We start from the raw sequence: 14,041 nt of genomic DNA on the forward strand, positions 1-14,041 counted from the left end.
GGGGGGCAAATTTAACTGCGTGCAACACCCCGCAGCAAGGTAACCATGCCTAGCCCCAACTTCCAACCATTCATCCTTCTGAAGAGATTTTCGACCTATATTTGCCCCCCATAGTTTCCCGCTCCCGTCTCACCCAAAAAACCGCGCATGGCCTCTTATTCTGATCACAGCGCCGACACGCAGGCGTTGCTTCAGCACGAGTGCAAGACGATTGATAAAGGCTTGCTGCACCAGCCCGGCCCCGATTTTCTGGACCGTTGCTTTGTGCCTTCCAATCGGACGCCGCAGGTGCTTCGCTCGCTGGGGCAGCTGTATAATCATGGGCGGTTGAGCGGAACGGGCTACATGTCGATTTTGCCCGTCGATCAGGGAATTGAGCATACCGCAGGCGCCTCTTTTGGCCCGAACCCGATGTATTTCGACCCCGAAAATATCATCAAGCTGGCCGTGGAAGGCGGCTGTAATGCGGTGGCTACCACCTTTGGTACCTTCGGAACGGTGGCCCGGAAATACGCCCACAAGATTCCGTTTTTAGTAAAAATAAACCACAACGAGCTCCTAACGTACCCCAATAAGTTCGACCAGATTATGTTCGGGTCGGTGGAAGAAGCCTGGAACCTAGGTGCTACGGCCGTGGGAGCAACGATTTACTTTGGCTCGGAAGAGTCGAACCGACAGATTATTGAGGTAAGCCAAGCGTTTGAGCGGGCGCATGAGCTAGGCATGGCCACGGTGCTGTGGTGCTATACCCGCAACAACGCCTTCAAAACCGCTGACAAAGATTACCACGTCGCTACTGATCTGACGGCGCAGGCTAACCACTTGGGCGTCACGATTCAAGCGGATATTATCAAGCAGAAGCTGCCCGAAAACAACGGCGGTTTCCGCGACCTAAAATTTGGCAAAACCCACAAGGCCATGTACGAGAGCTTGTCGTCGGATAACCCGATTGATGTGACTCGCTACCAAGTGGCCAACTGCTACATGGGCCGTATTGGTCTGATCAACTCTGGCGGTGAAAGTCTCGGCGCCGGCGACTTAGAGCAAGCTGTTAAAACGGCTATTGTGAATAAGCGCGCTGGTGGGCAAGGACTTATTTCGGGTCGTAAAGCTTTCCAGCGCCCGTTCGCCGAAGGTGTACAATTGCTCAACGCCATCCAGGACGTGTACCTAGACGGCGATGTGACAATTGCTTAGCGTTTCATAGAGAAGGAAAACGGATGAATGAGGAACTAGCTTTTGAACGTTCTTTTTGTTTAAAATCGCCCCCATTTTCTGATTCTCCCTTCTTTACCCCTCATTTTTCATTATAGAAAGTATGTCCTGGTTTAAGCGCGTAGAGAAAGGCATCGTCACCCCGACGGAGCATAAGAAGGAGACCCCGGACGGCTTGTGGTACAAGTGTCCGGAGTGCAAAACCGTGTCGCCCATGGTGGAGCACAAGCGCCGGCAGTATACCTGCGCCAAGTGCAACCACCACGCCCGCATCGATTCGGCCGAGTATTTCGAGGTTCTGTTCGATAATAATCAGTTCACCGAACTTGACGCCGAGCTGTCCTCCGCCGATCCACTACACTTTGTGGATACCAAAGGCTATCCGCAGCGTATTGTAGCCACTCAGCAGCAAACCGGCCTGCGCGATGCTGTGCGCACAGCACACGGCCAGCTCAATGGCCTCGATTTGGTGGTGGCTTGCATGGACTTTAAATTTATTGGCGGCTCAATGGGCTCAGTGGTAGGGGAGAAGATTGCCCGCGCCATCGACTACGCCCGCCAACACCGCATCCCTTTCCTGATGATTTCAAAATCGGGCGGAGCACGAATGATGGAGGCTGGCTATTCGCTGATGCAGATGGCCAAAACCTCGGCCAAACTCGCTATGCTTTCCGAAGCCGGCATACCCTACGTTTCTCTGCTCACTGATCCAACTACGGGTGGCGTTACGGCTTCCTACGCTATGCTCGGCGACTTCAATATTTCGGAGCCCGGCGCGCTGATTGGCTTTGCCGGTCCGCGGGTTATCAAGGAAACCATTGGTAAAGATTTACCGAAGGACTTTCAGAGCGCTGAGTTCGTGCTGGAGCACGGCTTCCTCGACTTCATCGTAGACCGCAAGAACCTCAAAGCGCAGCTTACCGATCTGCTTACCATGCTGCGTCCCGCGCCTGAGGTACTGATAGAAGCGCTGCCTTTACAACATAGCCTCCGAACAGCTGGCACTGCCTGAAGCTGAAGACCATAACATCAAAAAGGCCCCCAGATGCGTAAGAACATTATCTGGGGGCTTTTTTAGTTGCCAAACCTGATCAAGTAGTTCCAGCAAGGTTTTTGATAGCACTAGTAATATATTCCACGAACTTTTTCAGTCGAAATGCAGTAAGCAGCACTGAAATCATCGATTACCCATTTAATTTCTGTTTCACTAAGTACACTCTCCCATGAAATCCTCCAACTCAATTCTTTCTCTTTTTCTGGCCTTCACCCTGTTCCTAGGCTCTTGCGCTACGTCGCAGCAGGGCACGGCTACCGGCCCAGATACGTCGGCTAACGGCACAGGCCCCCGCAAGACTGGTACTAGTCGTACGGTGAAGGGTGGTGCCATTGGTGCTGGTGCTGGTGCCGTAACAGGTGCTGTGCTAGGGCGTGTAATTGGTGGTAAGTCGGGTACGGCAGCGGGCGCTATTATTGGTGCAGCCGTGGGCGGTACGGGCGGTGCTCTTATCGGCCGTCGTATGGACAAGCAAGCCGAGGAACTGCAGCGCGATATGCAGAACGCCAAAGTTGAGCGCGTAGGCGAAGGCATCAAAATTACGTTCGACTCCGGTATCCTCTTCGATACCAACGCTGCAACGCTGCGTCAGGCTTCGATGACTGAAATCGACAAAATGGCTGCTACCCTACAGAAGTATCCCGACACCAACATCTTGGTGGAAGGCCACACGGATGCTAGCGGTTCAGACGCTATCAACCAGCCGCTCTCCGAGCGCCGTGCGCAGGCAGTAGCTAATTACACTACTTCTAAAGGTGTAGATGCTTCGCGCATCCAGACCAAGGGCTACGGCTCGTCGCAGCCAATTGCTGATAACACCACCGAAGCCGGCAAGCAGGCTAACCGTAGGGTAGAAATTGCTATCTACGCCAACGAAAAGATGAAGAAAGCCGCTGAAGAAGGCCGCCTATAAGCGGCGCATTTTAGCTGTAAATTGTAGAAAGGCCGCCCATTAGGGTGGCCTTTTTTGCGTAATAGGTAAGCTGAACTGTACATGATATTGTCGCAGCTATTTTGGGCTAACCTAAACAGCCTGATTATCGTTTACCGCTCAGATTATCACCGATTTGATCGGACCACCTAACGAGAAAAATCATGAAAACTTTTCGCGTGTATTTTGCTGTGGCTGCGGCCATGCTGTTTTTAGGAAGTAATGCTGCTCTGGCCCAAAGCGACACTCAGCCCATAAAAAAAGGCTGGAGCCGTAAAGGCAAGGGTGCTGCCATTGGCGCCGGTACGGGGGCTGCGGCAGGTGCTATCATCGCCGGTAAAGGCGACCGAGGCAAGGGCGCCGTTATTGGTGCTGGCGCAGGTGCCGTAAGTGGCGCCTTAATTGGTAAGCGGCGCGACAAGAAGAAGGACCCCGTCCGGCACCGGGAGTACACGAAGAAAGACTAGTTAGACCTTGCCAATTGGTTGTTCTAGCAAAAGGCTGCCCCGACAAAGGGCAGCCTTTTTAGTTTCTACCAAAATTAACTCAACTATATTCGCTTCAGAAAAAGCCCTTTACGAGTGCGTAAGGGTATTTTTTTGTGGGTGAATAGGATAGGAGCAGGAGTTTGGCAAGGTGGTTGCCTTTCATCTAGCCATGGAAGGCAATTTATTCCAAACCCTGGACCAGCCTTTTACCAACGAATACCAAAACAAACCCCTTTACATTACATCATGAAAACTTCCCGTTCGTACATCGCCTTTATACTAGCCCTGTTGCTGCTAGGGGGCAATTTCGCCCAAGCCCAAGACACGACCACCAAGAAGCCAATGAGCAAAACTGCTAAAGGCGGTCTGATTGGTGCTGGTGCTGGTGCCGTAGCTGGCGGCGTACTGGGCCGCGTGCTTGGTGGTAAAAACAGCACCGCTGGTGGTGCTATTATCGGTGCAGCCGTAGGTGGTGCCGGTGGTGCCCTCATTGGCCGCCGCATGGATAAGCAAGCTGCTGAACTGAAGCGCGAAATGGCCGGTGCCAAAGTAGAGCGCGTAGGCGAAGGCATCAAAATTACGTTCGACTCAGGTATCCTCTTCGCTAAGAACTCGTCTAACCTGACTTCTACTGCTCAAACCAACATTGCTGAGCTAGCTGCTACGCTGAAAAAGTACGGCGACACCAACGTACTAATCGAAGGCCACACCGACACGAGCGGCAACGACGCCATCAACGATCCTTTGTCGCAGCGCCGGGCCCAAGCAGTTGCTAACTATGCTCAGAGCCAAGGTGTAGACGCTTCGCGCTTCCAGACCAAGGGTTACGGTTCGCGTCAGCCTATCGCTGACAACTCGACTGAGGCTGGCCGCACGGCTAACCGTCGCGTAGAAGTAGCCATTTATGCCAACGAAAAGCTGAAGAAAGCTGCTGAGCGCGGCACCATCTAAGCTTCGCTGCTAGAATTCCAAAAAGCCCCCAGAATGTTTCTGGGGGCTTTTTTGTGCGCATATACATCAATATGCCAGCGGGTGCGCAACCTCAGGTTAGCCCAACCGGTACAACCGGCTATGCCAACTACCTACGAGTCGCCAGCCGCTGAGAAAACGCGTGAGAACCATGCAATTCTAAATGGGTTTTATCCGCCGCTGACGTTGGAGACCCCGCGCCGCTCGCCCATGCGCGAGCTGATATCTACGCTGTTATCGCATCGGACTACCCACCACGATGAGGAGCTAGCCTACGATCGGATGCTGAAGGCATTCGGAGATTGGGAAGGCGTGATGGCCGCGCCCACGCCCGAGTTGGCACACGCCGTCCGTACCACGCGATGGCCCGATACCCAAGCCCCACGCATTCAAGAGATATTGCGCCGAATCAAGGCTGAACATGGCGAGATTACGCTGGACTTTCTGGCGGATTGGCCTACTGAAAAAGGGCTGGCTTGGCTGATGGATATGCCGGGTATTGGTCTGAAAACGGCTTCGCTGGTGCTGCTGTTTAACTTTCATAAGCCCGTGCTGCCCGTCGATACGCACGTGCACCGCATTGCTCAGCGCGTAGGCATGATTCCGCCGAAAGCCTCTGCCGACAAAGCGCACCAATTATTATTAGCCCAACTGCCTGCCGATGCGCTGGTGTTGCTCAACTTTCACAAGCACAATTACTGGCATGGCCAAAAGATCTGCCTGTTTCTGAAGCCCGATTGCCCAAAATGCCCCCTAAAAGGCTTTTGCAACTACTACCAGGAGCATTACGGCCCCGCTACGCCTGAGGCAATGGCTGCCACGCCCAAGCGCTGGGAAGAAGCCTGGGGCAAGCTGCCGCATTAGTCGTCGTTCATAATGGGCTACCTTTGCCACTATGCGCCTCGTTCGACATCCGGTACTCTGTAATTATTACGTCACCTACCGGTGTAATGCACGCTGCTCATTCTGCGATATCTGGGAAAAACCATCGCCCTATATTCAGCTAGAGGATGTCGCCCAAAACCTGCGCGATCTACAGCGTTTAGGCGTAAACGTGGTGGATTTCACGGGGGGCGAGCCGCTATTGCACCGCCAGATTCATGAGTTTGTGGGCCTCGCTCACGACATGGGCTTTATCACCACGCTTACTACCAATTGCCTGCTCTATCCAAAATACGCGGAGCGGCTGCGGGGCAAGGTGGATATGCTCCATTTCTCGCTCGACTCGTCGGAGAAGGAAGTGCATGATAAAGGCCGCGGTGTCGCCTGCTTTGATTTTGTGCTGGAAAGTATTCGGGTAGCCAAAGAACTAGGGGAGCGCCCGGATATCCTCTTCACTGTATTTCGAGAAAATCTAGCTCAGCTAGAGGCTGTGTACCGCGACATCACCCAGCCCAATGGCTTGGTGCTTATTATCAATCCCGCCTTCGAGTATAACAGCGTAGCTACGGGTGAACAGCTAACTACCGCCGAGCTGGACTATCTGTCGGCTTTCGGGCGGCGCAAAGGTGTTTATCTCAACGAAGCGTTTATTCAGCTGCGCAAAGATGGCGGCAACCACGTAGCCAAACCGGTATGCCGCGCCGCCAGCACGACGTTGGTTATTTCGCCTAGCAACGAGCTGGTACTACCTTGCTATCACCTTGGGGAGAAGAAATTCCCGATTAATGGGCAGCTCTATGAGTTGTATCAATCGGGGGAAGTGCAGCAGCTAGCGGCGCTGGAAGGCCGCTTGCCCGCTTGCGAAGGCTGTACCATCAACTGCTACATGCAGCCCAGCTTCGCGGTGGAGACTAGTAAGTATTTCTGGCAGGCCCTGCCTAGCACGCTCAGATACAATTTAGCGAAAGGCACTTGGAAGCGTATGCTCGCTCGCTAATGCACCTGCTCAGGTCGTAGCTGCACCATAAACTGACGCAGGGCCTCGGGCTGCTGGGTGCCGAGTAATACCCGGTTGCCGTTGTGCAGTTCCAGCTGCAAGCCATAGGAACCAGCCACGTTGTAAGCATAGTTTGACGTAGAGAGGCCTCGAATGCCCCAGCCGCCATATTCGCCCAGGGGGGAATATTTGCGTACATGGGCACTTTTTACTTCTGCCCAAGCCACTCGGCGCCAACCCATCGGATAGAGGCGATACGAAATGCCTTCTTTATCAAAGTGTGTTTCTAGCCGCAATAGGGCAAAAATACCCATGGTGAGGATAGCGGGCACCACTAACACCAGCCACTTCAAACCGGTTGGGGCCGGCACCCGATCGATCATAAAGAAAGAAACTAAGCCTAAGGCAAGCGGAATGGCTAGGGCGAGCCACCACCAAGGCCGCCAAAAGTCCTGACGTTCGGTAAAAAGGGCGGGCAGGGTAGGAGCGTTGGGGGATGGCATAATGAATAGATAAGTAGGCGTCGAATCGGGGCTTAATATTAGACTTTCTTTGTTAATCTTTTAAGCCATTCATCCTACGTATGCCCGCTCTGATTTTGCCCGTTAATGGAATTGCCCCCCAGCTTGGCGCCAACTGTTTTGTAGCCGAGAATGCCACAATTGTCGGGGATGTGGTGCTGGGAAATGATTGTACCGTGTGGTTCAATGCTGTGCTGCGAGGCGACGTGAATAGCATCCGTATTGGCGACAAGACGAATATTCAGGATGGCGCCGTCATCCATTGCACCTATCAGAAGGCGGCTACCACAATTGGGGCGCGGGTGAGCATCGGCCACCGGGCCATTGTGCACGGTTGCACTGTGGAAGACGATGTGCTCATTGGCATGGGGTCCATCGTAATGGACCATGCGGTAGTGGGCACGGGCTGTATTGTGGCGGCGGGCGCAGTGGTGCTGGAAAATACGCAGTGCGAGCCTGGCTATCTGTATGCTGGAATTCCGGCCCGTAAAATCAAGCTCGTAAGTGAGGAGCAACGCGCCATGATTGCCCGCACCACCGATAACTATGTGCTGTACGCTAGCTGGTTTCAGCAATAGCCCTATACACTATAAAAAAGCCCCCAGAACATTTCTGGGGGCTTTTTTATGATCCTAACGGGAAGCCGATAGCTTACAAGTTCAGTGCTTCGTCGGCCTCTGCCTCACGCTCGGCGGTGGTAATTACCCGAAGCTGCACTAGCTCCACGGCGCGGCGGGAGCGCTTCAACACCCGGAATTCGTAGTTGTCGACAACGGCCACGTCGTTTACTTCCGGGATGTTGCCATAAATCATATTGAGCAAACCGCCCACGGTTTCGTAGTCGTCACCTTCGGGCAGGGGATAGGGCAAGTACTCGTTGGCATCCGAAATGGCGGTGGAGGTATTCACCCGGTACTCATCGGCCGATACTTTCTCTACCACGGGCACTTCGTTATCGTACTCGTCCTGAATTTCGCCTACCAACTCTTCGATAATATCCTCGATGGTGACGATACCTGACACGCCACCAAACTCGTCGGAGACGATGGCGATGTGCATGTGCTTGCGCTGAAACTGGCGTAGTAAGCGGTTAATTTTCTTGGTTTCCGGCACGAAATAAGCCGGCCGCATGATTTTGGCCAGCTCCACCGACTCATTCCGCCGAATCAGCTGAAGCAAGTCCTTCACGTAAAGAATACCCACGATATTATCGATGGAGCCCTCGTACACCGGAATGCGCGAATAGCCCTCGCTGTACACGGTTTCGAGTACCTGGTCTTGGGGGCATTTATGTCGATGGCGGCAATTTTGGTGCGGGGCACCATGATTTGCTTCACCATCCGATCATTAAACTGAAAGACATTTTCAATCAGCTCGTGCTCCGAATCCTGAATCTCGCCGCTTTGCTTGCTCTGATCGAGTAGCATGCGAAGCTCTTCGGCCGTATGAACTTCCGAGCCGTGAATGGGCGTAATGCCAACGCTTTTCAGGAAGAAGTTGGAAAGCCCGTTCAGTACCCAGATAAAAGGCCGGAATACGAAGTAGAAGAACTGCATCGGCAGCGCCACAAATAGGCTGACCGACTCGGGCCGCTGAATAGCGAGCGACTTCGGGGCCAATTCGCCAAACACGATGTGCAGCACCGTAATCACGGCAAAGGACGTGGGTAGCGCGATGCGATGCGCTAATTCGGGGTCGGCCTGAAAGCCAACCGCGTCCATGAAGGCGATAATGATTTGGGAAACAACGCTTTCACCGATCCAGCCTAAGCCAAGCGAGGCCAAGGTAATACCGAGCTGAGTGGCCGAGAGATACGCATCCAGGTGCGCTAGGATGCCCTGCGTTACCTTCGCAAAGCGGTTGCCCTCCTGCGCCCGGATGTCTATCTGCGAGGCGCGTACTTTGACAATAGCAAATTCGGCTGCTACGAAAAACCCATTCGCTAACACTAGCAAAATGGTAAAAAGAATATTTAAGGCCATAGTGTCGGAAACTTCGGCTCACGCGGCCAAGTCTCCTATATAACTACAAAAGTACGAGATTCTGTCCAAGCGGTTCGGGCTCTGGTCATATTAGTGCCCGGGGGCGAAATCAAGCGGTATAAATGTCGTGCGCAACCCCCATCCGCGAAAGTGTGACACTTCCTACCGAACTTTGTTTGCCTTCGAACTGATTATCATCTTATGCTGCTCCAACGAATCCTGCTCTCTTTGCTCCTCCTCGTGCTCGCCGGCGCGAGTTCGATGGCTCAAGTGCTCACGCCTACGAAGCTTTCTACGGCCGTGAGCCAACCGACCGCCAAAGTGGGCGATGAGATAGAGCTAATCGTGAATGCGAAGATGAGCGACACTTGGCACCTCTACGCCACTGATTTTGACCCCGACCTGGGCCCGACGGTGTTTGCGTTCACCTTCCCCAAAAGCGCAGCCTACGCGGTCGTTGGCAAACCAAAATCAGTAGGCTCTAAAAAGAAGTACGACGAAACGTTTGGCGGCGACATCACTTACTTTGAAAAGACTGGTCAGATTCGGCAACGCATTAAGCTCCTGCAACCCGGCCCGCTTACCGTTAAGGCTGAGGTAGAGTACCAAACCTGCACCGACGTAGACGGCCGCTGCATTCCCGGCGATGAAACGCTCACTTTTGGTCCTATTGAAGTTGCTGCTGCCGCTGGTACTGGTGCCGTAGTCCCTCCAGCCAGCAATCAATCTGCTACCTCATCTGCCTCTGCCGGACTGAATGCGGGGGGCAAAACGCTCTCCACTTCAACCGTCGCGCCAACTCAGCCAGAGCCAGCCGCGGACTTGTCGCCTACACCGCCTGCTACGGAAGCCCAAGCAGCCGTGGTAGCACCAGCGGCTTCCGTAACTACTGCCTCTGTAGGCGCTGCGGCTCCCGCTACCGATGCTTCCGGCACGGGTAGTATGTGGGGGTTTGGCGTGTTGGCCTTCTTCTCCGGATTAGCAGCCCTCATCACGCCCTGCGTATTTCCCATGGTGCCCATGACGGTGTCTTTCTTCACCGGCGGCACCGATAGCCGGGCGCGGGGCATCATGAAAGCTTTGGTTTATGGCTTGTCCATCATTCTGATTTATACCATTATTGGTGTTATCGTAGCGCGCTTACTAGGTGAGGACGGCCCCAATTTTATGGCAACTCACTGGCTGCCTAACCTGATATTCTTTGCAGTTTTCGTAATCTTCGGCCTCTCCTTTCTTGGGCTATTCGAGATTACGCTGCCCAATGCGCTCGTGAATAAGGCCGATGCTCAGGCCGATAAAGGCGGCTGGTTGGGCGTGTTCTTTATGGCTTTCACGTTGGTGCTAGTGTCGTTTTCGTGCACGGGTCCCATTGTAGCTACCGTGTTGGGTTTGGCGGCGCGTGGCGAAACCATTATGCCAGTAGTTGGCATGTTTGGATTTTCATTGGCCTTCGCCTTGCCATTTACCCTGTTCGCCATCTTTCCATCCTGGCTCAAAAGCCTACCGCGTTCCGGCGGCTGGTTGAATACGGTGAAAGTAGTGTTGGGCTTCGTGGAGCTTATGCTAGCTCTCAAATTCTTGAGCATGGCCGACTTGGCGTACCACTGGGGCCTGCTCAACCGCGACGTGTACCTTGTGCTCTGGATTGTGCTTTCGGCGTTGCTGGGGCTGTATTTGCTAGGCAAGTTCAAACTATCCCACGACAGCGAAATTACCCATTTAAGTGTGCCGCGTTTGCTGCTGGCCATTCTGGCTTTCAGCTTCATGACTTATCTGGTGCCTGGCTTATTTGGCGCCCCCTTGCCGCTCTTGGCGGGCTACTTACCACCTCAGTCGAATCGCGACTTCACACTGGCAGCATCGGGGGGCAATTCTGTGGCTCCACTAGCCACTACCGCTGCCAACAAGCTTTGTGAAACGCCTCTTTACGGCGACTTCCTAGAATTGCCCCACGGATTAACCGGCTTTTTCGACTTAGAGCAGGCGAAGCGTTGCGCCATCGCCCAGAAGAAACCCATCTTCATCGACTTCACAGGCCATGCTTGCGTCAATTGCCGCAAAATGGAAGCTACCGTTTGGAACGACCCGCAAGTACTCAAGCGCCTCCGCGAAGACTTTATAGTGGTAGCGCTGTACGTAGATGATAAAAAGGAACTACCCAAAAACGAGTGGTACACTTCCCGGCGCGACAACAAGAAGAAAAACACGTTGGGTAAGCAAAACGCCGACTTCCAAATAGTAGAATACGGTGTGAATGCCCAGCCTTACTATGTATTGCTCAACGCCGAAGCCGGCAATCGACCCTTGGTAGCGCCTGTCGCTTATGAGCCTGATGTAGCCGATTTCCTGAAGTTTCTGGATGCAGGATTAGCCCAATATCGTCGCCAAACCCAGCCAATGGCCGCGCGGTAAAAGGTAGGATGCTTCATTAAAAAGCCCCCAGAATTACTTCTGGGGGCTTTTTAATGAAGCTAAAGTTGGAATAAGTCGTCTGGAAAGGAAATAAAAAAGGCTGCACCCACCCAGATGCAGCCTCTCAATTAAGAACGTACCCACCCAGATACGTCCCGGTACTTCCCTTCCCACTTGTAATCCCCAATCAGCTGTAGAAGAAGGGCTCGAACCTTCACAGAGTAGTTAGCCGGCCGCCGGACCAGTTTTTCCCGAATCTCTACCCCGAGAGAGGAGGGCATGTCTACCAATTCCATCATCCTACAAGATGCTCAACCACCTTTCGTGTTTGATTATGACAAATGTAGTAGAACCTTCCGAAAAGTAAAAATATGGTAAGCTTTATCAATAAAATTTACAGTATTTTTAATAAATGACTAGATTTGTTGCGATCTAATAAATGAAAGACCGCAAAAATGGCCCGTGATTACGAACTTGACGATGTAGACCGCAAGATTCTCGCTCTACTCATCGCTGACGCGAAAATGCCCTACACTGAAATTGCCCGCAAAGTGCATGTGTCCGGCGGCACGGTGCACGTGCGCATGGCCCGCATGGAGGAGCTAGGTATTGTGCTCGGCTCCACGCTCCGCGTTGATTATCAGAAGCTAGGCTATGGGGTAAGCGCTTTTCTAGGGATTTACCTTACTAAAAGCTCCGTGTCGGATAGCGTGGCGAAGCTGCTCAGCAAGATCCCAGAGGTTATTAGCATTCACTACACTACCGGCAACTACGGCTTCTTTGCCCGCATTGTATGCCGCGATACGCAGCACCTGCGCGATGTGCTCCACGACCAAATTCAATTGATTGAAGGCATTGAGCGAACTGAGACGCTAATTTCTTTGGAGGAAAATTTGAATCGCTCTATCCAACTCCTTTAAGCTCACTGCTGCTCCTAAAGGTGCTGTTAGGTACAGACAAGAGCTGAATTGGATTGATCCTTGCGCCACGACCCTACTTAGCTATTGATAACGACTCTATTTGTCACTTCACCGCGATCCGTGCGTATGAAAGCCCTCCAGATTGCTGTGTTTCTGACCGCTTGGATAGGGCTGCCGGTGCACACACAGGCACAAACGTTGCCGGCTGTTTACCTGAATGCCCGCGACCAGGAAACCGTACCCGACAGCGCCACCCACTACCGGGTGGTTGACTTGCTAAGTGATACTGAATTTGGCGTGCGCGAATACTCGCTGGCGGGTACGTTGCTGCTGCGTGGTACGCTCAGCACCATTGAGCCGCCAGTTCGCAATGGCGTCTTTACGTGGCTTTATCCTACAGGCGCCAAAGCCAGTGAAGTACAGTTTCGTGATAACAAAGCCCAGGGGCTGTTTGTAGCCTGGTACGAAGATGGGCGCGTACGCAGTCGGGGAGAGTATGAACTTGGCGAGCGTGTGGGGCCGTGGCTGAGCGTACACCGAAATGGGCATAAACGCTCGGAAGGCAGCTACGAAAAAGGGGAGCCGCACGGCGAATGGCGTTACTACCACGACAACGGCCAACTAAGCGCCATTGAACGTATATACACGGGCCGTACCCTTAGCCTGACCTATTATCTGCCAGATGGAGCGCTCATAACTGGCGCCTCTCAGAAGCGGCAGCCACCAGAGTTTCCGGGTGGGGAGGCTGCCTTGCTGCGCCATATCGCCCAGGCTACGGTGTATCCTAAAGAAGCTCGTCGACGCAATCTGACCGGACAGGTATTCGTGAATTACACTGTGGGCGAAGATGGCCGGGTGGGAGATGTGCACGTAGTACGTGGCCTGTCGCCGGAACTCGACAACGAAGCCCGGCGCGTAATAACCAACCTGCCTGCCTTCCGACCGGGCCGCGAGTACAATTTGCCCACTGCCATGACGTTTACGCTAGCCATCAACTTCACGCCTAACTTTACCTTATTCGGCAACGCCCTGCCGCCCCAAGGACCGCCTAGTGAAGCGCGTGCCAGCAACCCCGATACAAACTTTTAAATACGCGTAAGAAGAATAAAAAAGCCCCCAAACTAAGTCTGGGGGCTTTTTATATAATAAAGGGGGCGCGTTAAGCTACAGTTACCTGAGCGTCTAGCTTTTGGGCCAACACGTGCTTCGGCACGGCACCTACTTGCTTATCTACGATCTGGCCGTTTTTGAACACGAGCAGCGTCGGAATGCTGCGAATGCCAAACTTAGCGGAGGTTTGCGGATTCGAATCAACGTCAACCTTGCCTATAATAACGCGGCCCTCGTATTCGCCGGCCAACTCTTCCACTACGGGACCCACCATGCGGCACGGACCGCACCACTCGGCCCAGAAATCCACGAGCACGGGCTTATCAGAGTTGATTATTTCTTCAAAATTAGAATCGGTGATCTCAATTGCTTTGTGTCCCATGATAGTAGGGGTTGAATGGTGTAGTTATCTGAGTGCTTACGAGCAAACGGGCCGCAAGGTAGCAGATTGCAGTTCAACAAGCCGCACGCCGGAAAGTTCAGATTGTAAAAATAGCTAGTTATCAAATCAAATAAGGCGGTCATGCAGAGCGGCAGCGAAGCATCTCGCGTGCTGATGG

15 protein-coding genes are annotated in these 14,041 nt (G+C 53.2%); 11 read left to right on the forward strand and 4 right to left on the reverse strand.

Annotated features, from left to right (window positions below; translation table 11 throughout):
* The first annotated feature begins 147 nt into the window (after window positions 1-147).
* The 7 genes from EPD59_RS04885 to EPD59_RS04915 all read left to right on the forward strand — a co-directional run bounded on the left by EPD59_RS04885 (window position 148) and on the right by EPD59_RS04915 (window position 6,536).
* Entirely contained in the window at window positions 148-1,197 is a 1,050-nt protein-coding gene (locus tag EPD59_RS04885; protein ID WP_133271806.1) for a class I fructose-bisphosphate aldolase, read from the forward strand.
* 121 nt (window positions 1,198-1,318) lie between these two features.
* Window positions 1,319-2,227 carry an acetyl-CoA carboxylase, carboxyltransferase subunit beta gene (gene accD, locus EPD59_RS04890; RefSeq protein WP_133271807.1) on the forward strand — a complete coding sequence of 303 codons (909 nt, stop codon included), beginning with the start codon at window positions 1,319-1,321 and terminating at the stop codon, window positions 2,225-2,227.
* A 211-nt stretch (window positions 2,228-2,438) separates the two neighbouring features.
* Window positions 2,439-3,182: an OmpA family protein gene (locus EPD59_RS04895; RefSeq protein ID WP_165963477.1), complete on the forward strand. Its 744-nt coding sequence runs from the start codon at window positions 2,439-2,441 to the stop codon at window positions 3,180-3,182.
* Window positions 3,183-3,364: 182 nt separating this feature from the next.
* Entirely contained in the window at window positions 3,365-3,667 is a 303-nt protein-coding gene (locus EPD59_RS23120) for a YMGG-like glycine zipper-containing protein (protein ID WP_262712926.1), read from the forward strand.
* 267 nt (window positions 3,668-3,934) lie between these two features.
* Entirely contained in the window at window positions 3,935-4,639 is a 705-nt protein-coding gene (locus EPD59_RS04905; protein ID WP_133271808.1) for an OmpA family protein, read from the forward strand.
* A 120-nt stretch (window positions 4,640-4,759) separates the two neighbouring features.
* Window positions 4,760-5,521, forward strand: a complete 762-nt coding sequence (locus EPD59_RS04910; RefSeq protein ID WP_133271809.1) for an endonuclease III domain-containing protein — start codon at window positions 4,760-4,762, stop codon at window positions 5,519-5,521.
* Between the two features lie 31 nt (window positions 5,522-5,552).
* Complete coding sequence (locus EPD59_RS04915; RefSeq protein ID WP_133271810.1) at window positions 5,553-6,536, forward strand: radical SAM protein; 984 nt, start codon at window positions 5,553-5,555, stop codon at window positions 6,534-6,536.
* On the opposite strand, the gene EPD59_RS04920 is transcribed toward EPD59_RS04915, so the two are convergent.
* The gene (locus EPD59_RS04920) at window positions 6,533-7,039 is read right to left on the reverse strand and encodes a hypothetical protein (protein WP_133271811.1); all 507 of its coding nucleotides are present in this window, start codon (window positions 7,037-7,039) and stop codon (window positions 6,533-6,535) included. The two genes, EPD59_RS04915 and EPD59_RS04920, sit on opposite strands and share 4 nt — an antisense overlap.
* Window positions 7,040-7,119: 80 nt before the next feature.
* On the opposite strand from EPD59_RS04920, the gene EPD59_RS04925 reads away from it, so the two are divergent.
* Window positions 7,120-7,635 carry a gamma carbonic anhydrase family protein gene (locus EPD59_RS04925; protein WP_133271812.1) on the forward strand — a complete coding sequence of 172 codons (516 nt, stop codon included), beginning with the start codon at window positions 7,120-7,122 and terminating at the stop codon, window positions 7,633-7,635.
* Window positions 7,636-7,708: 73 nt separating this feature from the next.
* On the opposite strand, the gene EPD59_RS23475 is transcribed toward EPD59_RS04925, so the two are convergent.
* A complete protein-coding gene (locus EPD59_RS23475) occupies window positions 7,709-8,317 on the reverse strand; it encodes a hemolysin family protein (RefSeq protein WP_317128452.1) in 609 nt (202 codons plus the stop codon).
* The gene (locus tag EPD59_RS23480; RefSeq protein WP_317128453.1) at window positions 8,242-9,039 is read right to left on the reverse strand and encodes a hemolysin family protein; all 798 of its coding nucleotides are present in this window, start codon (window positions 9,037-9,039) and stop codon (window positions 8,242-8,244) included. Before EPD59_RS23480 ends, EPD59_RS23475 begins: the two co-directional genes overlap by 76 nt.
* A 201-nt stretch (window positions 9,040-9,240) precedes the next feature.
* On the opposite strand from EPD59_RS23480, the gene EPD59_RS04935 reads away from it, so the two are divergent.
* The 3 genes from EPD59_RS04935 to EPD59_RS04945 all read left to right on the forward strand — a co-directional run bounded on the left by EPD59_RS04935 (window position 9,241) and on the right by EPD59_RS04945 (window position 13,460).
* Window positions 9,241-11,451, forward strand: a complete 2,211-nt coding sequence (locus tag EPD59_RS04935) for a protein-disulfide reductase DsbD family protein (protein ID WP_133271813.1) — start codon at window positions 9,241-9,243, stop codon at window positions 11,449-11,451.
* A gap of 455 nt (window positions 11,452-11,906) precedes the next feature.
* Window positions 11,907-12,371: an Lrp/AsnC ligand binding domain-containing protein gene (locus EPD59_RS04940; protein WP_133271814.1), complete on the forward strand. Its 465-nt coding sequence runs from the start codon at window positions 11,907-11,909 to the stop codon at window positions 12,369-12,371.
* 126 nt (window positions 12,372-12,497) lie between these two features.
* Complete coding sequence (locus tag EPD59_RS04945; RefSeq protein WP_133271815.1) at window positions 12,498-13,460, forward strand: energy transducer TonB; 963 nt, start codon at window positions 12,498-12,500, stop codon at window positions 13,458-13,460.
* A 70-nt stretch (window positions 13,461-13,530) separates the two neighbouring features.
* Here EPD59_RS04945 and trxA read toward each other — a convergent pair whose 3' ends face one another.
* Window positions 13,531-13,863: a thioredoxin gene (trxA, locus tag EPD59_RS04950; RefSeq protein ID WP_084446370.1), complete on the reverse strand. Its 333-nt coding sequence runs from the start codon at window positions 13,861-13,863 to the stop codon at window positions 13,531-13,533.
* Window positions 13,864-14,041: the final 178 nt, after the last annotated feature.

It is taken from the genome of Hymenobacter radiodurans, assembly GCF_004355185.1.
GTDB lineage: Bacteria > Bacteroidota > Bacteroidia > Cytophagales > Hymenobacteraceae > Hymenobacter > Hymenobacter radiodurans.